The 17,838-nt window shown below is 70.8% G+C and carries 18 protein-coding genes; 3 read left to right on the forward strand and 15 right to left on the reverse strand.

Going from position 1 to position 17,838, the window contains the following annotated elements:
• Positions 1-15: 15 nt before the first annotated feature.
• The 15 genes from CSC62_RS00625 to CSC62_RS00695 all read right to left on the reverse strand — a co-directional run bounded on the left by CSC62_RS00625 (position 16) and on the right by CSC62_RS00695 (position 14,127).
• On the reverse strand, positions 16-699 hold the full coding sequence (locus tag CSC62_RS00625) for a response regulator transcription factor (RefSeq protein ID WP_162404222.1): 684 nt from the start codon (positions 697-699) through the stop codon (positions 16-18).
• Between the two features lie 62 nt (positions 700-761).
• A complete protein-coding gene (locus CSC62_RS17910; RefSeq protein WP_425501973.1) occupies positions 762-1,058 on the reverse strand; it encodes a hypothetical protein in 297 nt (98 codons plus the stop codon).
• A 300-nt stretch (positions 1,059-1,358) separates the two neighbouring features.
• Entirely contained in the window at positions 1,359-2,282 is a 924-nt protein-coding gene (locus CSC62_RS00635) for an arginine deiminase-related protein (RefSeq protein ID WP_162404223.1), read from the reverse strand.
• Complete coding sequence (gene dusA / locus CSC62_RS00640) at positions 2,279-3,313, reverse strand: tRNA dihydrouridine(20/20a) synthase DusA (RefSeq protein WP_162404224.1); 1,035 nt, start codon at positions 3,311-3,313, stop codon at positions 2,279-2,281. The genes CSC62_RS00635 and dusA overlap by 4 nt, the downstream gene beginning before the upstream one ends.
• Before the next feature lie 215 nt (positions 3,314-3,528).
• Positions 3,529-3,780 (reverse strand): hypothetical protein, encoded by a 252-nt coding sequence (locus CSC62_RS00645; protein WP_162404225.1) that lies wholly within the window; start codon positions 3,778-3,780, stop codon positions 3,529-3,531.
• Positions 3,781-3,826: 46 nt separating this feature from the next.
• On the reverse strand, positions 3,827-4,321 hold the full coding sequence (locus CSC62_RS00650; protein ID WP_162404226.1) for a hypothetical protein: 495 nt from the start codon (positions 4,319-4,321) through the stop codon (positions 3,827-3,829).
• Between the two features lie 180 nt (positions 4,322-4,501).
• Positions 4,502-4,966 (reverse strand): hypothetical protein, encoded by a 465-nt coding sequence (locus CSC62_RS00655; protein WP_162404227.1) that lies wholly within the window; start codon positions 4,964-4,966, stop codon positions 4,502-4,504.
• 129 nt (positions 4,967-5,095) lie between these two features.
• A complete protein-coding gene (locus CSC62_RS00660) occupies positions 5,096-5,818 on the reverse strand; it encodes an HAD family hydrolase (protein WP_162404228.1) in 723 nt (240 codons plus the stop codon).
• A gap of 185 nt (positions 5,819-6,003) precedes the next feature.
• The gene (locus CSC62_RS00665; protein WP_162404229.1) at positions 6,004-6,375 is read right to left on the reverse strand and encodes an EF-hand domain-containing protein; all 372 of its coding nucleotides are present in this window, start codon (positions 6,373-6,375) and stop codon (positions 6,004-6,006) included.
• Positions 6,376-6,597: 222 nt separating this feature from the next.
• A complete protein-coding gene (locus CSC62_RS00670) occupies positions 6,598-6,990 on the reverse strand; it encodes a hypothetical protein (protein WP_162404230.1) in 393 nt (130 codons plus the stop codon).
• Between the two features lie 75 nt (positions 6,991-7,065).
• A complete protein-coding gene (locus tag CSC62_RS00675; protein WP_162404231.1) occupies positions 7,066-7,251 on the reverse strand; it encodes a CPXCG motif-containing cysteine-rich protein in 186 nt (61 codons plus the stop codon).
• Positions 7,251-7,997, reverse strand: coding sequence for a M15 family metallopeptidase (locus CSC62_RS00680; protein ID WP_162404232.1), 747 nt, complete (start codon positions 7,995-7,997; stop codon positions 7,251-7,253). The genes CSC62_RS00675 and CSC62_RS00680 overlap by 1 nt, the downstream gene beginning before the upstream one ends.
• Complete coding sequence (locus tag CSC62_RS00685; protein WP_162404233.1) at positions 7,957-9,543, reverse strand: serine hydrolase domain-containing protein; 1,587 nt, start codon at positions 9,541-9,543, stop codon at positions 7,957-7,959. Before CSC62_RS00685 ends, CSC62_RS00680 begins: the two co-directional genes overlap by 41 nt.
• A 55-nt stretch (positions 9,544-9,598) precedes the next feature.
• Positions 9,599-12,634 (reverse strand): TonB-dependent receptor, encoded by a 3,036-nt coding sequence (locus CSC62_RS00690; RefSeq protein WP_162404234.1) that lies wholly within the window; start codon positions 12,632-12,634, stop codon positions 9,599-9,601.
• Complete coding sequence (locus tag CSC62_RS00695; RefSeq protein ID WP_162404235.1) at positions 12,631-14,127, reverse strand: transglutaminase-like domain-containing protein; 1,497 nt, start codon at positions 14,125-14,127, stop codon at positions 12,631-12,633. The genes CSC62_RS00690 and CSC62_RS00695 overlap by 4 nt, the downstream gene beginning before the upstream one ends.
• Before the next feature lie 235 nt (positions 14,128-14,362).
• Between CSC62_RS00695 and CSC62_RS00700 the strand changes: the two genes are divergently transcribed.
• Genes CSC62_RS00700 through CSC62_RS00710 form a run of 3 tightly spaced genes read left to right on the forward strand, consistent with a single transcriptional unit; the run spans position 14,363 to position 17,831 of the window.
• The gene (locus tag CSC62_RS00700) at positions 14,363-15,844 is read left to right on the forward strand and encodes a C40 family peptidase (RefSeq protein ID WP_162404236.1); all 1,482 of its coding nucleotides are present in this window, start codon (positions 14,363-14,365) and stop codon (positions 15,842-15,844) included.
• Positions 15,841-16,938 carry a dipeptide epimerase gene (locus tag CSC62_RS00705; RefSeq protein ID WP_162404237.1) on the forward strand — a complete coding sequence of 366 codons (1,098 nt, stop codon included), beginning with the start codon at positions 15,841-15,843 and terminating at the stop codon, positions 16,936-16,938. The genes CSC62_RS00700 and CSC62_RS00705 overlap by 4 nt, the downstream gene beginning before the upstream one ends.
• A 44-nt stretch (positions 16,939-16,982) precedes the next feature.
• A complete protein-coding gene (locus CSC62_RS00710) occupies positions 16,983-17,831 on the forward strand; it encodes a MurR/RpiR family transcriptional regulator (protein WP_162404381.1) in 849 nt (282 codons plus the stop codon).
• The last annotated feature ends 7 nt before the right edge of the window (positions 17,832-17,838 follow it).

Raw genomic sequence — 17,838 nt, forward strand, 5'->3', positions numbered from 1 at the left:
CCTTCGGCCGGTGGCTCAGCCGTCGGTGCGCGCAATCGCGAAGCGGTAGCCGCGGCCGCGCACGGTCTCGATCGGCTTCAGCTCGCCGTCCGGATCCAGCTTCTTGCGCAGGCGGCCGATGAAGACCTCCAGCACGTTGGAGTCGCGGTCGAAGTCCTGCTGGTAGATGTGCTCGGTCAGGTCGGCCTTGGAGACCAGTTCGCCGGCATGCATCATCAGGTACTCGAGCACCTTGTACTCGTAGCTGGTGAGGTCGACGTTGCTGCCGTTGACGCTGACCGTCTGCGCGGCCAGGTCCAGGGCCACCGGGCCGCACTCGAGCACCGGCTTGCTCCAGCCGGCGGCGCGGCGGACCAGGGCGTTGAGCCGGGCCAGCAATTCCTCGACGTGGAAGGGCTTGACCAGGTAGTCGTCGGCGCCCTGCTTCAGGCCCTCGACCTTGTCCTGCCAGCTCGAGCGCGCGGTCAGGATCAGCACCGGGAAGTTCTTGCCCTCGTCGCGCAGGGCCTTGACCAGTTCCATGCCCGACATCTTCGGCAGGCCGAGGTCGATAATGGCCACGTCGAAGGGCACCTCGCGGCCCATGTACAGGCCTTCTTCGCCGTCCTGCGCGGCGTCGACCGCGAAGCCCTCGCGCTTCAGGCGCGCGGCCAGCGTTTCGCGCAGCGGCGCTTCGTCTTCGACCAGAAGGATTCGCATGCACTCTCCCTGAGTTGCAGTGTTCGTGGAGTCCGGACGATGCCGGACCGGCGGCCCATGGTCTAGGGTTCGTCGTTATCGTCGCGTCGCGGGACCGCCGGCACGTGCCGCAGCCGTTCCCCCGGCCCCGGGTCATCCATATAGCGGACCCGGCCGCGATCGTCCATGTACTTGATGCGGCTGATGTTGCGGCCCTCGAACGGGACCAGCTCGGCGCCCAGGATCTGGCCGCCGGTGCGGCGCTGGACCCGGCGCACGGCCTCCGACAGCGAGCGGCGCGGATCGCCCTGGGCCTGACGCTCCATCGCCCGCTCCCGGGCCTCGCGCGGGTCCATCGCCCGCGGCTCCAGTCCACGCATCGGCGGGCCGCGCTCGGCGCCGCGCGGGGCGGCCAGCCGCGCGCCCGGATCGTCCACGCCCTGCTGCGCGCCGGCCACCAGCGGCAGGGCGAGCGACAGCGCGACGATGGCGAAGCGGCGAAGCAGGCGGGACATCGATCTCATCCGGAAACGGACAGGACGCCTGTTGCGGGAACCCGGAAGGGAACCGGTGGCAGGCGCTGCTGGATGGAAATGTTCGTTAGAAACCAGTGAATCCGGTCTGAACTTATCCACATCCCGGCGCCCGCCGTTCAGTCCCGTCCCCATTCTCACCGGCGCTCACCAGATCTCCGCCACGCAGCAGCGCAGCGATCCGCCGGCCGCCTCGATCGCCGCCAGCGGCACCGCCGCGACCTCGAAGCCGGCCGCGGCCAGCACCGCCCGCTGCTCCGGGCGCAGGCTGGCGGCCGCCACCGCACTCATCCATGCCCGCCGCGGCGACAGGGCGATCGCGTTGGCGGCGAACGCGGCCTGCTGGCCGCGGTCCAGGACCACCGCGTGCGGCGCGTACAGGCCGGCGATGGCCGCGGCCACCGCCGGATCGGCGAAGCCGGCCGGGCTGACCAGGACGGCGCGCCCGGCCAGCACGGCCAGGACCACGTTGGCGTGGTACTCGCCGGGGGCCAGGTCGAACAGCAGGGTCGCGCGCAGGCCGAAGGCTTCGTGCATCAGCCGGGCGCCGGCCTCGTCGCAACGCTCGGACAGGCCGCAGTAGCCCAGGCCGCGGGCGCGGTCGATCACCAGCGAGCCGGTCAGCTCGCACGGGTGCGGCTGCTGCGACAGGTCCAGTTCCCGGCAGCCGAGCACGCCGGTGAAGAAGCCGCGGATGTCGGCCCGTGCCGCCTCGCGCTGGCGCACCGGATGGCGCATGCGCCCGACCAGCAGCCGCGGTCCGTCCGGTCCACGCGCGGTGGCGAAGACGTTGTTCGGGAACAGCGCGTCCGGGCTGGCCGGATCGCCCGGGAACAGGATCACCGGCAGGTCGTCGGCCAGCGCCTTCTGCAAAGCACGGTGCTCGGCCAGGGCCGCGTCCGGGTCGAAGCCGTCGGCGGCGGCCATGTAGCGGTTGTCCGAGGCCGACTCTTCGGCGCGGGCGAACCCCTCCGGCGCGATCAGGAACGCGGCGCGCGGTACGGCCGGGCCGAAGTCGGTTGCGCAGCCAGCGGCGAAGGCCCGGAAGGCGTCCGGATCGCGGCTGATCATGCCGCCGCGCGCCGCGCGGTGGTGGCGTCCAGTGCCTGCTCCACCAGTTCCCAGCCGACGCCGGCGCGGTGCGCGCCCTCGCTCAGCACCTGGCGGAACGCGCGCCCGCCCGGCTGGCCGTGGAACAGGCCAAGCACGTGCCGGGTGACGTGCTTGAGCGCCACCCCGCGCGCGAGTTGGGCCTCGACGTAGGGCTGCAGGGCGCGCAGCAGCTCGCCGCGTTCGCGCAGGGGCCCGCCGTAGAGGGCCGCGTCCATCCGGTGCAGCTCGTAGGGATCGTGGTAGGCGGCACGGCCGACCATCACCCCGTCGACGTGGGCCAGCTGCGCCTGCGCCTGCTCCAGGGTGGCGATACCGCCGTTGACCAGCACCTGCAGGTCGGGGCGCTCGCGCTTGAGCCGCCAGGCCCAGTCGTAGCGCAGCGGCGGCACCTCGCGGTTCTCCTTCGGTGAAAGCCCCTGCAGCCAGGCGTTGCGGGCGTGGACCACGAAGGTCCGGCAGCCGGCGGCGGCGATCGCATCGACGAAGGCGGCGAAGCGTTCGTACTCGTGGTCCTGGTCCACGCCCAGGCGGCACTTCACCGTCACCGGTACGTTGCTGGCGGCGGCGGACATCGCCGCCACGCATTCGGCCACCAGCGCCGGCTCGCGCATCAGGCAGGCGCCGAAGCGCCCGGCCTGGACCCGGTCTGACGGGCAGCCGCAGTTGAGGTTGATCTCGTCATAGCCCCATTGCGCGCCGATCCGCGCCGCCTGTGCCAGCACCTCCGGCTCGCTGCCGCCCAGCTGCAGGGCGACGGGATGCTCGACCGGATCGAAACCGAGCAGGCGCTCGCGGTCGCCCAGGACCACCGCGTTGGCGTGGACCATCTCGGTGTACAGCCGCGCATGCGGCGCCAGCAGGCGGTGGAACGCCCGGCAGTGGCGGTCGGTCCAGTCCATCATCGGCGCCACGGACAGGCGCGCGGAGGCCGCGTAGCGGGCAGCGGCCTGCGGGTTCGACGGATGTTCCGGGGTGTCGGCGACGCCCATGCGGGGACTGGCTCCAGCGGTGCGGATTCCGCCACGGCCGGCAGCGCACCGGAACCCGGGATGCTGCGGTCCGGTGCCCATGCACGCCGGCATGCGGAAGGGGCCGCTAGGTTACACGGCCCTCGCCCCATCGCGGCCTCTCCGGCCCGCGTCCGTTCACGTCAAGGCCCGGCCCGTGGGCAGGCGCCTGCCCGCGAGGCGGTCGCGGCCGCTACTTAGTAGTGCAGGCCCAGTTCCGCCACGTGCGGGCGATGGACCGCGTACAGCTCCTGGAATTCCTCCTCGGCCAGCTCGTCGGGCGCGTACACCGCCACCGGCGGCCAGTCGCGGCCGGCCTGCGGCAAGGGCGTGCGCGGCCCGGCGCGCAGGGACACGCTGCGGCCGTTCCAGTCGAGCACCAGCGGCGCCTCTCTCCACTCGGCACGCTCCCAGCGCTGGTCGTCGTAGAGCAGGATGACGGTGATCATGCGTGGCACCTCCCTCGGATGCGGTTCGTGCATTGGCGCCGGGCGCTCACGGTCCGGCCTCGCGCTCGCGTTCGCGCAGCGCACGCACCAGCGCGGCATCGGGCCGCAAAGGCCGCGCCCAGCGCCGGTAGCTGTCGGCCAGCGCCAGGCGCAGCCGGGCGAAGGCGGCGGCATCGGCCCCGGCCTCTTCCGCCACCCGCGCCCAGTCCGCGTCGGCGCCTGCATGGCTGCGCGCGCGGACCACGTCGCGGCAGCCGGCCTCGATCTCGCGCGCCAGGAAACAGGCGAACCACGCGTCGCCGGCACGCCAACCCGGCTGCTGCAGCAGGCTGCGGACGTAGGCGCGCGGGACGCCGGCGTAGCGTTCGATCTCGGCGAGGAAGGCCTCCGGATGGCGCGCGGCGTAGACGTCGATGTCGGCCAGGCGTCCGTCGAGCCAGGCATCGCCACTGGCGTAGGGCGCCGGCGTCGCGGTGCCTTCCGGTTCCTGCACCGCCATCGCCACGGGCATCGCCAACAGCAGCCAGGACGCCAGCGCCATCGCGGCGAACCACGGCCGCGAGCGAAGGCGGTGGCCATGCGATGGATGGCGAAAGCGCGGCGGAACCATGCCCCGATTCTGCCCCAGGTACGGCGACGCTGTCAGGACGCACGGATGCTGGATGCGACGGAGCCCCGCAGTGCGGGGCCCCGATCGGTGTGGCAGTGGTAGCGGAACGTCTCAGTCGCGGCCGTGGCCCCGGCCGCGGCCACGGTGGTCGTCATGCCCGCGACCGCGGTCGTGGCGCCAGTCGTTGCGGCCGCGGTCGTCGCGCCAATCGCGGCGGTCGCTGTAGCGGTAGCCGGCGCGGTAATGCGGCGGCGGGGCGTAATGACGCGGCGGCGGCGGGGCGTAGTAGCGCGGCGGCGCATGCACCACCACCGGGCGCGGGGAGTAGCGGTAGTAGACCGGGCGATGCCAGCGGTCGTACTCGATCACCACCGGCTGGTAGTAGCCCTGGTCGTAGTAGTACGGCCGGCCGCTGCGGAAGATCAGGTCGGCCACGTCCACCAGCACGCGCACCTGCACGTCGGCGGCTTCGGCGCGCGCCGGCAGCGCCAGCGCACCGCCGCCCAGGCCCAGCGCCAGCAACGCGGCGGGCAGCCAGCGGGTCATCGGCCAGCGGTGGATCGATCGGGTGTTCATGGCAACGCTCTCCAGCCGGGGTGTGGGAGTGACGTTGCAGTGAAACGGGTGAACGTGGATTTAACCGCGCCGGCTGAAAACGTTACCGGCACATGCGCCGATTCCGGCGCATTCATCCGCCATTTCGCGTCAGCCCGCGGCGCCTGCCGCGATCCGGCGCACCGCTTCCGGCAGCTGCGGCGCCGCCTCCACCGCCAGCACCCGCGGATGCGCCTCGGCCAGGCCGTGCTCGGCCTCGTGCGCCCAGGTGATGGCGTAGGGCACGTGCACGCCCCAGCCGCCCAGCCGCACCACCGGCTCGATGTCCGAGCGCAGCGAGTTGCCGACCATCACGAACTGCGAGGCGTCGATCCCGAACTCGGAAAGTACCCGCGCGTAGGTCGGCGGATCCTTTTCCGAGACGATCTCGATCCGCGGGAACAGGTCGGCCAGGCCGGAGGCGGCGATCTTGGCCTCCTGGTGGAACAGGTCGCCCTTGGTCACCAGCACCACCGGCCACTGCGAGGCGATCTCCGCCACCGCCTCGCGAATGCCGTCGAGCAGTTCCACCGGGTGCTGCAGGGTGGCGCGGCCGATCTCCACCACCTTCTGCAGGTCGCGCGCGGCGATCCGGCCTTCGGTCAGCTCGATCGCCGCCTCGATCATCGACAGGGTCATGCCCTTGACCCCGTAGCCGAACACATCGAGGTTGCGGCGCTCCACTTCCAGCAGGTGACGCAGGGTGCCGGCGTCGTGCAGGTCGATGTAACGACCGATGATCTCCTCGTACTGCTTCTCGGCGCTGCGGTAGTAGTCCTCGCTGCGCCAGAGGGTGTCGTCGCCGTCGAAGCCGACCAGGCGGATGTCGTGCATGGGAGGAGCGCCGCGCAAGATGGGATGTGCAGGATACCGGGATCCGGCTGCGGCGCTTTGTGGCCTGCTGCCGCTCCGCCACGACCCAACCTCCCCTGTTTTGCAGGACAGCGCGCGTCCCCACGATGGATGAAAAGGAGCGGGCCTCTCGGCCCGCTCCGTACGACCCTGCAGCCTGGAGCAGATTATTCCTGCGCGGCGCCGCCGGCCTGCTGCTTCTGGATGTAGCCGCGGTATTCGTCGGCGGTCAGCTCGCCGTCACCGTCGGTGTCGGCCTGGGTGAACACGCTGGACAGGCCCTGGTGGCGGGTGGCTTCCTGCAGGCTCAGGTTACCGTTGCCATCGGCGTCCAGATCGGCCCAGCTCAGGCCCTGGCCGCTGGCGCCGGCCTGGCGCGGCTGCTGCTCGGCCGCGCCGGTGGCGGGCGGCGAAGTCGGCTGGGTCTGCTGCGCGGCGGCCTCTTCCTGCGCGGTCGTGCTCTGCGCGAAGGCCAGCGGCGCGGCGGCCAGCATGCCCAGGACCAGGAGACCGGAAGTGAGGCGGATGGAATTCTTCATGATGTGCTCCTATCGGGTGGAATCGAGCGTGGACGTGTCCATGGAATCAGGCATGGCAGTACACGGCGCCGACCTTGCACCCGGGCGGATGAACCGGATTTGCGCTGCGATCGTGCGGGAAACGCACGCTTAACCACCAGGGTGCGCGAAGCCGCTAGCCGCTTGTTGGCATCGGGTGAGCGTGGCGTTAGCGGCCGGTTCAACCACCGGTCCGGCGGGCGGTCAGGCGGGTCCGTCGACGTCGTTCGACGCGTGCGCGGCGGCCAAGTGCCCGCTGAACAGCCACCAGCCCAGCACCGTGCCCGACATCGCGCCCACTACCTCCAGCAGCACCCGGGTGCCGAGGTTGTCGGCGTCGTGGATGCCGGCCAGTGCAAGCCGCGCATACAGCGGCGACTCCAGCTTGACCATGCCGATGTAGAACAGGCTCCAGGCATCGATGCCGGCGGCGATGGCCACGGCGATCGCCGCGCCCCAGCCGATCGCGTGGCCGACCTTCAGCCCGGTGCGGCGGCAGATCCAGGCCCAGCCGGCATAGACCAGCACCCCGATCAGGAAGGCGATCAGGCCGGCTTCGAGGGCGCCGAGCAGGCCGGTGTGCAGGGGCAGGTTCATGGGCGTGGTGTGGGCGGAAAGGCGCACAGTCTAAACGCGGTGCCGGCGCAACCCGCGCGGGTACCGTCCGCCGCCTCAGGCCTCGTCGTCGCGGCGGGCGAGCAGTTGCAGGTCGCCCTCCTCCACCCGGACCAGGATCGAGATCGGGCGGCAGCAGACCTGGCAGTCCTCCACGTACTGCTGGTCGCCGGCGCTGGCGTCCACCGCCAGCTCGATGCGCTCGCCGCAGTACGGGCATGCGATATCCATCCAGTCCAGCATCAGCGCACCGGGAAATCGTAGGCGGTGCCCGGATCGGGCTCCGGCTTGAGGCTGTAGTGCCACCACTCCTGCGGATAATTGGCCAGCCCCTGCTCGGCCATGGCCGCGCGCAGGCGGTCGCGGTTGGCGCGCTGCGCCGGGTCCAGGCCCGGCGCGTCGGTATGCGCACGCGGATCGAAGAAGTCGAACGGCGTGCCCATGTCCAGCGGCATGCAGCCGCCGGCGGTGCAGCTTTGCAGGGTCAGGTCGACGGTGGCACCGCGGCTGTGGCCGGAAGTCTCGGCGATGTAGCCGGGCATCAGCGCGCGCTTGTCCACGCCCGGATACCAGCGCGCCTTCTGCACCGGGTCGTCGGGCGCGGCCACCCAGCGCACGAAGCTGCGCACCGAATGCGCCGGACGGTAGCAGTCGTAGATGCGCAGTCCATAGCCCTGGGCGCGCAGCCCGGCCTGGACCCGCGCCAGCGCCTCGGCGACCGGGCGCAGCAGCCAGCAGCGGTTGGCCTCGTAGCCGGGCACGGGCGCGCCGGTGAAGTTGTCCTCGCCGGCGTAGCGCATCTCCACGTCGATATCAGGTGCCAGTTCGCGGATATCGACCATGCCGGCGGCGGCCGGGTCGGTGGCCGCGGAAATGCGCGGCCCTTCGCCGGCCCATGCCGCGGAGGCCAGCAGTGACGCGAACGCCGCGAACGCCCACAGGCGGCGGTCAGGGACAGTCGCGGATCCGGGTGAAGGCCAGGTCGGCATAGTCGTAGCTGAAGTCCGCATCCGGGTCGACATGTGACAGGGTCAGGGTAGCGCCATCGCCGGAGGCGGCGGAAGGCGGGTGCAGCCAGGCCTCGGCGTCGATCCCGTCGTCGTCCCAGTCCAGCAGCCAGCGCGCGTCCACCCGCATCAGCCGTCCGTGCATCAGCGGCGAGCGCGCCGAGGCGAAACCGACCCCGGCGCCGCGCGGGCACAGCGCGACCTCGCCGAACCAGGGATCGCGCCAGGTGCCGAGCAGCGACGCCGCCTCGGCGGCGGTGGCCGGCCGCCGCGCGGAAGTATCCGGCAAGGGCTGCGCCGCCGCACGCACGGCACGCTCGCGGTCCAGCAGGTCGGCGTAGTGGTCCACGCCACGCCCGGCCTGAGGATCGGTCCAGCGCTCCTGCAGCGCCTGGCCGAGCGCGGTGCGCGCGGCCTCGGCCTCGCCGTTGACCAGGATCACGAAGCCGCTGCGCCGGTCCGGCAGCAGCACCAGCGAGGAATACATGCCCGACAGGGTGCCGGTGTGGGCGACCTTCCACTGCCCGCGCACGTCCGACAGGCGCCAGCCGTAGCCGTAGGCGCTGAAATGCGTGCCGTCCCACTGCCGCTGGCGCTCGCCCACCGGCATCGGCATGTGCGCGGTCCACACCGCGCGCCTTTGCACGGGCGAGAGCCAGGGATCGGCCGGATCCAGCCAGGCCCGCATCCAGCGCAGCATGTCGTCCACGCCGCAGCGGATGCCGCCGGCGGCCATCGAGGTGATGTCCGGGACCAATGCGGGATCGGCGTCGGCCGGCAGGTTGCGTCCATCCACCCGCCGGTGCGGACGAGCGACGCTGCCGGCCTGGTCCAGCCGCCATCCGCCGACCCGGCAGCCGTCCATGCCCAGCGGTGCGAACACCTCGCGCCGGACCAGGGCATCGTAGGGCTGGCCCGCGGCCGCCGCGGCGACCTCGCCGGCGACTACGTACAGCAGGTTGTCGTAGGCGTAGCCGGAGCGGAAGCTGGTCACCGGCTTCAGGTGCCGCAGGCCGGCGACGATGTCGGCGCGGCCGAAGTCGTTGGGCTCGGGCCACAGCATCAGGTCGCCGGCGCCCAGGCCCAGGCCGCTGTTGTGGATCAGCAGGTCGCGCACCTGCATGTGCGCGGTCACCCACGGATCGTGCATGCGGAACCGCGGCAGGTATTTCGTCACCGGATCGTCCCAGCGCAGCCGGCCCTGGTCGACCAGCCGCGCCAGCACCGCGGCGGTCATGGCCTTGGTGTTGGAGGCGATCTTGAACAGCGTCCGCGGCGTGACCGGCTCGCCGCCGCCGGCCGCCAGCTCGCCGCGGGTCTCCACCGCCACGACCTCGCCGTCCTCGACCACGCCCACCGCGATCCCGGGCAGGTCGTAGCGGGCCACGGCGGCGTCGACCGCCGCGGCGATGCCTGGCGCGGGAGACCGAGCACTGGAAGGAACCTCTGCCGACTCCACCGGAGCGGCAGCGGCCAATGAAAGAAAAGCGGCCGCCAGGGCGGCCGCGAATGGGAGGGTCGGGGACATCGTGTGCTCCTGCGCCGGCCGGCATGCCGCCAGGAGGCGGCACGCCGGCGCGGGTTCAGAAGTTCCAGGTCAGGACCAGCTGCGCATAGCGCGGCGACTGCCAGCGGGTGCCGGTACCGAAGGTGGTCCGGTAGTCGCCGGGCTGCCGCTCGTAGCGGCCGCGCACGTTGATCACTTCCTGGTCGTTGAGCAGGTTGTAGACCGACAGGCGCACCTTCAGGTCCACGTCCTCCACCGGCAGGGTCCAGGTGACATTGGCGCCGACGTTGTAGATCCAGGGCATGCGCCCGTAGGCCCCACGCGGCGAGTACTCGTAGACGCGGTCGGCATTGTCCGCATTGCAGTTGGACACGCAGATCCAGCCGGTGCCGCCGCCGCTGCCCTCGCTGGTGTAGCTGGCCACCGAGTTCTCGCCCGGCCAGGAGGTCCCGAAGGCGGTGATCGGGCCACCGGACAGCGCGGTGACCGTACCGCCGAACAGCCACTGCTCGTTGAGCTTGTAGCTGCCACGCAGCTTGATCTGGTGGCGATGGTCGTTGAACAGGTCGCCGGAGCGCTCGTTGTTGGCCGGATGGTCCCAGTGCTGGACCATGCCGGTGTCGCCGTAGTTGGTGTCCGAGTTGACCGGACCTTCGTGGTTGCCCTCGAGCTTGGACCACAGGTAGGAGGCATTGAACGCCCACTTGTCGTCCCAGGCGCGGTCGATCTGGATCTCCACGCCCTTGTAGGTGCGCTCGGGCTTCTTGTAGCCGATGACCTGGTTGCTGCCGGCCATCATGTAGCCCTCCTTGGAGGTGTCGATGGTGACCCAGCCATCCTGGGCGCAGCCCATCGCGGTGGTGCCCCACACGGTCACCTCTTCGCCCGGGTTGGCGATCGGCCACAGGTTGCTGTGGCGCACGCCGCACAGGGCGTTGATGCGCATGTCATCGACCGCGTGGGTCATGTCGCGATAGGTCGCGTTGACGCCCCACGACCAGGCCTGGTTGATCTCGCTCTGGAAGCCGAGGATGAACTCGTCCTGGTACATCGCTTCCAGGTCGCGGTCCACGCTCTGGCGCAGGTCGCCGACGCTGACGTTCATGTCGTCGTCCACTGGGCCGATCTGCGCGCCCAGCACCGGCGCCATGTAGGCCGTGCCGGTCACCGGATTGGTCTGCGCGGACCAGCCGTCGAGCACGTAGTAGGTGTACTCGTCGGTGAGGCCGCCGGCGAAGGTGTAGTTGATGATGTTGTTGACCGGCAGGTAGTAGCGGCCGGCGTTGCCGAACAGCTTGGTGCTGCCGTCACCGCGCATGTCCCAGGAGAAGCCCAGGCGCGGGGAGACCAGGTCGTCCATCTTGATGAAGCTCGAACCGGTCGCCGTCTTGTAGTCCAGGCTGTCCACGCGCACGCCCAGGTTCAGCAGCAGGGTCGGGGTGATGCTCCAGTTGTCCTCGATGTACCAGGCGCTGGCCTCGGTATCGAACACGCCGCCATCGCGGCGCTCGCGGCCCATCACCACCGCGTTCACGCCTGCCGGCACGATGGCGTCGTTGCCCAGGGTGGCGCCCGGCGCGTACGAGTAGACCGTGTAGCGCTGCGCGGTCGGGCCCGGATACCAGGTGGTGCGGTCGGTGGTCATGGTTTCGGTGTCGATGCCGAAACGCAGCAGGTGGTCGCCCAGCGCCCACTCGAAGTCCAGGCGGCCGACTTCGCGCTCGTCCTCGTGGTGGACGACCGCATTAGCAGACGGGTGACAGCTCACCGCCGGCCGGCCCATCGATGCGTACACGGCGTTGTAGCTTGAATTGATAAGGACCTGCGCGCACAGCTCATCCGCCACAGGAGCCCTGATGATGGATTTGCTGCGGTTGGTGCCGTACATCGCCTTGGCGGTGAAGTTCTCGCCGAAGCGTCCGGTGTAGGTGATCGACCCGCTCTTGCCGCCACTCTCGTTGGTGCTGACGCCACTCAGTCCGCCCAGCTCGGCCGCATCCCAGTTGTAGGCATATGTAGTGGTTTCCGATTCACCTTCGTCGGAGAAGGCCAGCAGCTCCAGCAGGTGATTGTCGGTGATGTTCCAGTCCAGCTTCGCGCCCCAGAACCCGTCGCCGGATTCGGCGTTGTTCCAGCGCTCGCCGGAAGTACTGGTGTAGTACGCCGAGTCGCTCTCGCGCTGCTCGTACATGGCGAACAGGAACAGCTTGTCCTCGATCACCGGGCCGGAGGCCCAGACGTTGGTCTTTAGAAAGCTGCTGCTGTCACGGCTGGAACGGTAGTCCACCGGCACGGGGTCGCCGTTGCTGTCGGTGTCGTAGAAGCGGTGGTCCTCCGCGCTGGAGCTGAAGGCCTCCGGCTCGAAGGTCATCTCGATGCCGCCGTGGAACTCATTGCTGCCGCGGCGGGTGACCGCGTTGATCACGCCGCCGGTGCTGCGGCCGAACTCCACCGAGTAGCCGCCGGTCTTGATCTGGAACTGGTCGAAGAAGGCGAACGGCGCGGCCGAGAAGCTCTGCCGGCGGTAGAAGTCGGTGACGTTCAGGCCGTTGATGTAGACCGAGTTCTCGGCGATGGACGATCCGCCGAAGGAAATGCCGCCCAGCGAGGAGTTGCCGCCGATCACGCCCGGGGCAAGCAGGGCCACCGAACTCAGGTCCTGGGGCACCGGCAGGCGCGCGATGTCCTCGCGGCTGACGTTGGTCGCCGTTTCGATCGAGTACACGTCCACCCGGTTGACCACGCGCGAGCCCACCACCTCGATGGCATCGAGGTTGGAGACGCCGCCATCGCTGCCCAGGTTCACCGCGGTGGTGCCGCCCAGGGCCACGGCGACCGAGACCGGTGCGCCCACTGGCTGGCCATCGCGCATCACCTGCAGGCTGTAGTCGCCCACCGGCAGCTGGGTCAGGCGGTAGCCGCCGTCGCTGCTGGCGGTGACGGTGCGGCTCAGGCCGGTCTGCTTGCTGGTCAGCACCAGCTGGTCGCCGGCGGTGGCCCGGCCGGCGACCGCGCCGGTAGCGCTCTGGGCAATCGCCAGCGGCGCCATCGTGCCCAGGCACGCGCCCAGCGCCACGCACAAAGCCGCCTTCCTAAGGATCCTGCTGTTCATCGCTGTGTCTCTCCCACAGTGGTGTTGAAGGTGTTCCCGCCCCTGCTGTCGGCGCCGTCGCCGGGTGGCAGCATTCGCCATTCGAACCGGTAGTCCCACTGGTCGAAGTACAGGTTGCCGCCGCGCCATTCGGCCTCGCCGCGCTGCGAGTCCACGGTCTCGGAGCGGGCGTGCGCCTTGGCCGGGACGAAGTCGCGCGCGTAGTCGTCGTTGAAGGCGATCCGGTAGGCGTCCAGGCCGCCGAGGTAGAAGCCGGCCAGGGCCGGGTCGGCGCTGTCGAGCCGGCCGGTGGTCACGTCCATGGGCACCCAGCCGTAGGGCGCCAGGTACAGCCAGCCCCAGTCGTGCATGTTGTCGTAGCCGACCGCGTCGTCGGAGTACACCCAGCCGGACTGCCAGCGCGCCGGGATGCCGTTGAGCCGCAGCAGGGCCATCAGCAGAAGGGTCTGCTGGCCGCAGTCGGCGTGGCCGGCATGCAGGGCGTAGTCGCTGAGGTTGGAGAGGGTCGAGTACTCGCGCGCGCCGGCCCAGGGGATGCGGTCGACCGCGACGAACAACTTCTGCGCGATCCGGTACGGGTTCGTCTCGGTGCCCACCACCTGGGCCGAGAACGCGCGCAGGGCCGGGGTGAACACGATGTGCGGCGGGCGCTCGCCCAGGTACGGCGCCAGCGCCGGGTCGTCCGGGGTGGGCCGCACCTTCGCCGGATCGATGTCGAAACGGCGTGCGTACACCGTCAGCTCGTAGCTGACCGAGAACTCGGTGGGCGCGCCGGCCACCGCGGTGCGTTCGAGGTAGGCGGTGCGCTGGACCGCCGCTTCCGGCGCGACCGCCGCGCCTTCCGGCACGCTGCCGAGCAGGTGGATGTCCTCCTGCTGGCCGGGGATCGCGCGCGGGTACGGGATCCAGGCGCGCACGGTCTCGCCGGCCGGCACCGCGTCGGCGTCCACCACCAGCGACTGGGTCACCTGCAGCCGGCGCGGGGCCACGCTGGTGGCGCCGCCGGCCGCGGCCGCCAGCACTTCGGCATGGTGCGGATGCAGGCGTTCGAACGGACCCTCGCTGAAGGGCCGCACCGGCGGCGCCCGGCGCGCGGCCGCCTCGGGGCTGAGCCGGAACAGGTTGGAGACGGCGCGCTTGAAGTAGCGGCGCTCGCCATCGATGTCCATGTGCTCGATCAGGCCGGCCGCGTCCCAGGCATCGAACTGCGCCTCGTCCAGGTCGGGCACGGCCTTGCGCAGCTGGGCCAGGGCGGCGGCGCGGTCCAGGCTGAAGTCCAGGCGGATGCGGCGCATGCGCTCGCGTTCGAACTCCAGCGCCTGGCGCTGCGCAGTCGACAGGTCCGGAGCGGCGAGGGCCCGGTCGATCGCCGCGGTGGCCCGGGTGAACTGGCCGGCATCGACCTCGGCCACGATCGCCGCCGGCGCGGGTGCGGGCACCGCCGCCAGCGTCGGCGACGGAGCGGCGAGCCACCCGGCCAGGGCGGCGATCATCGCCGCAGCGACCGGCCACGCGCGAAAGCCGGTGGCCGCCGCGCGGAACGCGGTGGCCGACCTGGATCGCGATGCGGCTGGCTGGCGATGAACGGCTTGCACGACCACACTTCCCCGGCGCGGTGTCGATGCCGGTGTAACACGGGTGCAGGACGTGGTCAATAATTTATTCTTGACTGTGCAAATATTCGGAATAACTATTCTTAGGCATCACCAAGGGGAAGGACGCCACCACATGAAGGCCCTGCACCTGCCGCCGGCCGCGAGCGCCGGCGCCTTCCGCGCAGGCCGGCGCGCCTGCTGGCTGGCCGGCCTGCTTGCCGCGGCGGCCTGGCTGCCGGCTGCCGCCGAAACGCCGCACGCAGCCGAGGTCGACGCGCCCACCGCCGTGGTCGGCGTGCGCCTGTCCGATCTGGCGCCGCAGCACTGGATCGCGCGCCTGCCCGACCCGGACCGGGTGATCCTCGACCGTGCCGGCATCGCCGCGCAGAACGCGCGCATGCGCGCCGAAGACCCCTCGATCCACGACATCGCCGCCCTCCCCGATCCTTTGCCGGCGGCGTTCGTGCGCGAACGGATCCAGGCGCTGTCGGCGCCGCCGACGCGGACCCTGTACGGCGTCGACGGCCAGGCGGTCGCCGCGCGCGAGCTGGCCGCCCTGCAAGGCGCGCTGGCTCTGGACGCCGTTCCCGCCCAGCGCCCTTTGCGCTACGGCCTGGTCGTGCACCGCGCCGCGCTGCGCGCCTTCCCGACCGCGCTGCGGGTGTTCAGCACCGCCGGCGACACCGACATCGACCGTTTCCAGGAATCGGCGCTGTTCCCGGGCGATGCGGTGGCGGTGCTGCACGAGAGCGCCGACCGGCAGTGGCTGTTCGTGGCCAGCGAGCGCTATGCGGCCTGGATCGAGGCGAAACACGTCGCCCTTGGCGACCGCGATGCGGTGCTCGGCTACGCCCAGCGCGCGCCCTACGTGGTGGTCACCGGCGCCACCGTGCGCACCACGTACACACCCGAGGAGCCGCGGGTCTCGGCCCTGCAGCTGGACATGGGCCTGCGCCTGCCGCTGCGCACCGGGCTGGCGCCCGACCGCCCGGTCAACGGCCAGCATCCCTACGCCTCGCACGTGCTCGACCTGCCGGTGCGTCGCGCCGACGGCAGCCTGGAATTCGCCCCGGCCCTGCTCGCGCGCTCGGCCGACGTGTCCGCCGACTACCTGCCGCTGACTCCGGCCTACCTGATCCGGCAGGCGTTCAAGTTCCTCGGCGAGCGCTACGGCTGGGGCCACTCCTACGACGCCCGCGACTGCAGCGGCTTCGTCTCCGAGGTCTACCGCAGCTTCGGCGTGCTGGTTCCGCGCAACACCCGCGACCAGGCGGTCAGCCCGGCCCTGGACCGGATCGCGTTCCAGGCCGGCGGCGACGCCGCGCGGCGCGCGGCCGCGGTGCGCGAACTGCAGCCCGGCGACCTGGTCTACATCCCCGGCCACGTGATGATGGCCATCGGCCACCAGGACGGGATGGCGTACATGATCCACGACACCAACGGCGGCAGCTGGCGCGACGCGGACGGCGGCCGGGTGCGCGCCGGGCTCAACGGCGTGTCGGTCACCCCGCTCGAACCGATGCTGTTCAACGACGAAGAGACCTACGTCGACCGCATCACCAGCATCCAGAGGATCCGGACCGTGCCCCAGCAAGGAAGGGCCAGCACCCCATGAAGATCACCGACATCGAACTGCGCATGCTGCGCGTGCCGCTGAAGACCCCGTTCAAGACCGCCCTGCGCACCGTGGACACGGTCGAGGACATCGTGGTCCTGGTCCGCACCGACACCGGCCACACCGGCCACGGCGAGGCGCCGGCGACCGCGGTCATCACCGGCGACACCCACGGTTCGATCGTCGAGGCGATCGAGCGCTTCATCAAGCCGCGGCTGATCGGCCAGGAGATCGCCAACCTCAACCGCATCTGCGGCCTGATCCAGGGCGCGATGGAGCGCAACACCAGCGCCAAGGCGGCGGTGGAGATCGCGGTCTACGACCTGTGGGCGCAGCTGTACGGCGCGCCGCTGTACCAGATGCTCGGCGGCGGCGACCCGGTGATCACCACCGACATCACCATCTCGGTGGACCACATCGACAAGATGGTGGCCGACTCGATCGCCGCGGTCGAACGCGGCTTCGACTCGCTCAAGATCAAGGTCGGCAAGGACATCGGCCTGGACATCGAGCGGGTCAAGGCGATCCACGCCGCGGTCGAGGGCCGCGCCCTTTTGCGGCTGGACGCCAACCAGGGCTGGACCGCCAAGCAGGCGGTCTACGCGATGAACACCCTGGAGGACGCCGGGGTTTTGCTGGAACTGCTCGAGCAGCCGGTCAAGGCCGCCGACATCGAGGGCCTGAAGTACGTCACCGAGCGGGTCCACACCCCGGTGATGGCCGACGAAAGCGTGTTCGGGCCCAGCCAGGTATTCGACCTGATCGAGCGCCGCGCCGCCGACATCATCAACATCAAGCTGATGAAGACCGGCGGCATCTCCAACGCCATCCGGATCGCCGACATCGCCTCGATCTACGGGGTGCAGTGCATGATCGGCTGCATGATCGAGTCGGCGATCTCGGTGGCCGCCGCGGTCCACGTGGCGGTGGCCAAGGCCGACGCGATCACCAAGGTCGACCTGGACGGTCCGTCGCTGGGCGCGTTCAACCCGGTCGAGGGCGGGGTGATCTTCGACGAATCGGAGATCACCATCACCGATGCGCCGGGCCTCGGCATCCGCGAGATCCGGGGGCTGGAGCCGCTGGCGCGCTGAGCGCCGGTTGCCAGCGCGCCGCCGTCCGGATGAAGATCGCGCCCATGCCGCCCCTGGTGAAGATCCGCTCCGAACGCGACCAGATGTCGGCGATCGAACGCCGCATCGCCGATTTCATCCTCGACAACGCCCACCTGCTGCGCGACTACTCCTCGCAGCAGCTGGCCAGCGCGCTGGGCATCAGCCAGTCCTCGGTGGTCAAGTTCAGCCAGAAGTTCGGCTTCCGCGGCTACCCGGACCTGAAGTACAGCATCGGCCAGGCGGTGGCGCGCAACGGCGCCGACGCCCCGGCCCAGGCCCTGCCCGAGGCCGGCGGCGACGCCTACAGCCGGCTGGAGGACGGCCTGCGCCGGAGCAAGGCCGCGGCCGAGGAGGAGACCCGCCTGCTCAACCCGCGCGAGCGGATCGAGGCGATCGTCGGCCTGGTCGACGGCGCCGGCAAGGTGTTCGTCTGCGGCCTGGGCGACGATGGCCTGTTCGCGCGCGAGTTCGCCATGCGCCTGTCGCTGCTGGGCGTGCTCACCGTGCACCACGCCGACCCGATCCTGATGATGGCCAACCTCTCGGCCGCGCGCCCCGGCGACGTCCTGCTGGTGTTCTCCGAGTTCGGCCAGCTGCCGGAGCTGTCGCAGATCAGCCGCCAGTTCCAGGCCTGCGAAGGCAAGGTGGTGTCGATCACCCGGCACACCGCCAACCCGCTGCGCGCGCACGCCGACGCGGCCCTGGTGGTGTCGGCGCACGACCCGGCGCCGCACATCGAGCAGCTGCTGTACCGCTCCTCCCTGCAGTACCTGCTCGACTTCCTGTTCGTGCTGCTGTGCCAGGCCAACCCGGAAAGGCACCGGCAGCTGGGCGTCAACCTCGAACGCATCCGGCACCTGCTGGACAGCTGACCGGAGC

This window comes from Pseudoxanthomonas jiangsuensis, from assembly GCF_010093185.1.
GTDB classification, from domain to species: domain Bacteria; phylum Pseudomonadota; class Gammaproteobacteria; order Xanthomonadales; family Xanthomonadaceae; genus Pseudoxanthomonas; species Pseudoxanthomonas jiangsuensis.

Bases quoted from the DNA above. Each gene is read 5' to 3' on its own strand.
- CSC62_RS00625 (WP_162404222.1), bottom strand. From the start codon at position 699: ATGCGAATCCTTCTGGTCGAAGACGAAGCGCCGCTGCGCGAAACGCTG.
- CSC62_RS17910 (WP_425501973.1), bottom strand. From the start codon at position 1,058: ATGCGTGGACTGGAGCCGCGGGCGATGGACCCGCGCGAGGCCCGGGAG.
- CSC62_RS00635 (WP_162404223.1), bottom strand. From the start codon at position 2,282: ATGATCAGCCGCGATCCGGACGCCTTCCGGGCCTTCGCCGCTGGCTGC.
- dusA (WP_162404224.1), bottom strand. From the start codon at position 3,313: ATGGGCGTCGCCGACACCCCGGAACATCCGTCGAACCCGCAGGCCGCT.
- CSC62_RS00645 (WP_162404225.1), bottom strand. From the start codon at position 3,780: ATGATCACCGTCATCCTGCTCTACGACGACCAGCGCTGGGAGCGTGCC.
- CSC62_RS00650 (WP_162404226.1), bottom strand. From the start codon at position 4,321: ATGGCGCTGGCGTCCTGGCTGCTGTTGGCGATGCCCGTGGCGATGGCG.
- CSC62_RS00655 (WP_162404227.1), bottom strand. From the start codon at position 4,966: ATGAACACCCGATCGATCCACCGCTGGCCGATGACCCGCTGGCTGCCC.
- CSC62_RS00660 (WP_162404228.1), bottom strand. From the start codon at position 5,818: ATGCACGACATCCGCCTGGTCGGCTTCGACGGCGACGACACCCTCTGG.
- CSC62_RS00665 (WP_162404229.1), bottom strand. From the start codon at position 6,375: ATGAAGAATTCCATCCGCCTCACTTCCGGTCTCCTGGTCCTGGGCATG.
- CSC62_RS00670 (WP_162404230.1), bottom strand. From the start codon at position 6,990: ATGAACCTGCCCCTGCACACCGGCCTGCTCGGCGCCCTCGAAGCCGGC.
- CSC62_RS00675 (WP_162404231.1), bottom strand. From the start codon at position 7,251: ATGCTGGACTGGATGGATATCGCATGCCCGTACTGCGGCGAGCGCATC.
- CSC62_RS00680 (WP_162404232.1), bottom strand. From the start codon at position 7,997: ATGCCGACCTGGCCTTCACCCGGATCCGCGACTGTCCCTGACCGCCGC.
- CSC62_RS00685 (WP_162404233.1), bottom strand. From the start codon at position 9,543: ATGTCCCCGACCCTCCCATTCGCGGCCGCCCTGGCGGCCGCTTTTCTT.
- CSC62_RS00690 (WP_162404234.1), bottom strand. From the start codon at position 12,634: ATGAACAGCAGGATCCTTAGGAAGGCGGCTTTGTGCGTGGCGCTGGGC.
- CSC62_RS00695 (WP_162404235.1), bottom strand. From the start codon at position 14,127: ATGATCGCCGCCCTGGCCGGGTGGCTCGCCGCTCCGTCGCCGACGCTG.
- CSC62_RS00700 (WP_162404236.1), top strand. From the start codon at position 14,363: ATGAAGGCCCTGCACCTGCCGCCGGCCGCGAGCGCCGGCGCCTTCCGC.
- CSC62_RS00705 (WP_162404237.1), top strand. From the start codon at position 15,841: ATGAAGATCACCGACATCGAACTGCGCATGCTGCGCGTGCCGCTGAAG.
- CSC62_RS00710 (WP_162404381.1), top strand. From the start codon at position 16,983: ATGCCGCCCCTGGTGAAGATCCGCTCCGAACGCGACCAGATGTCGGCG.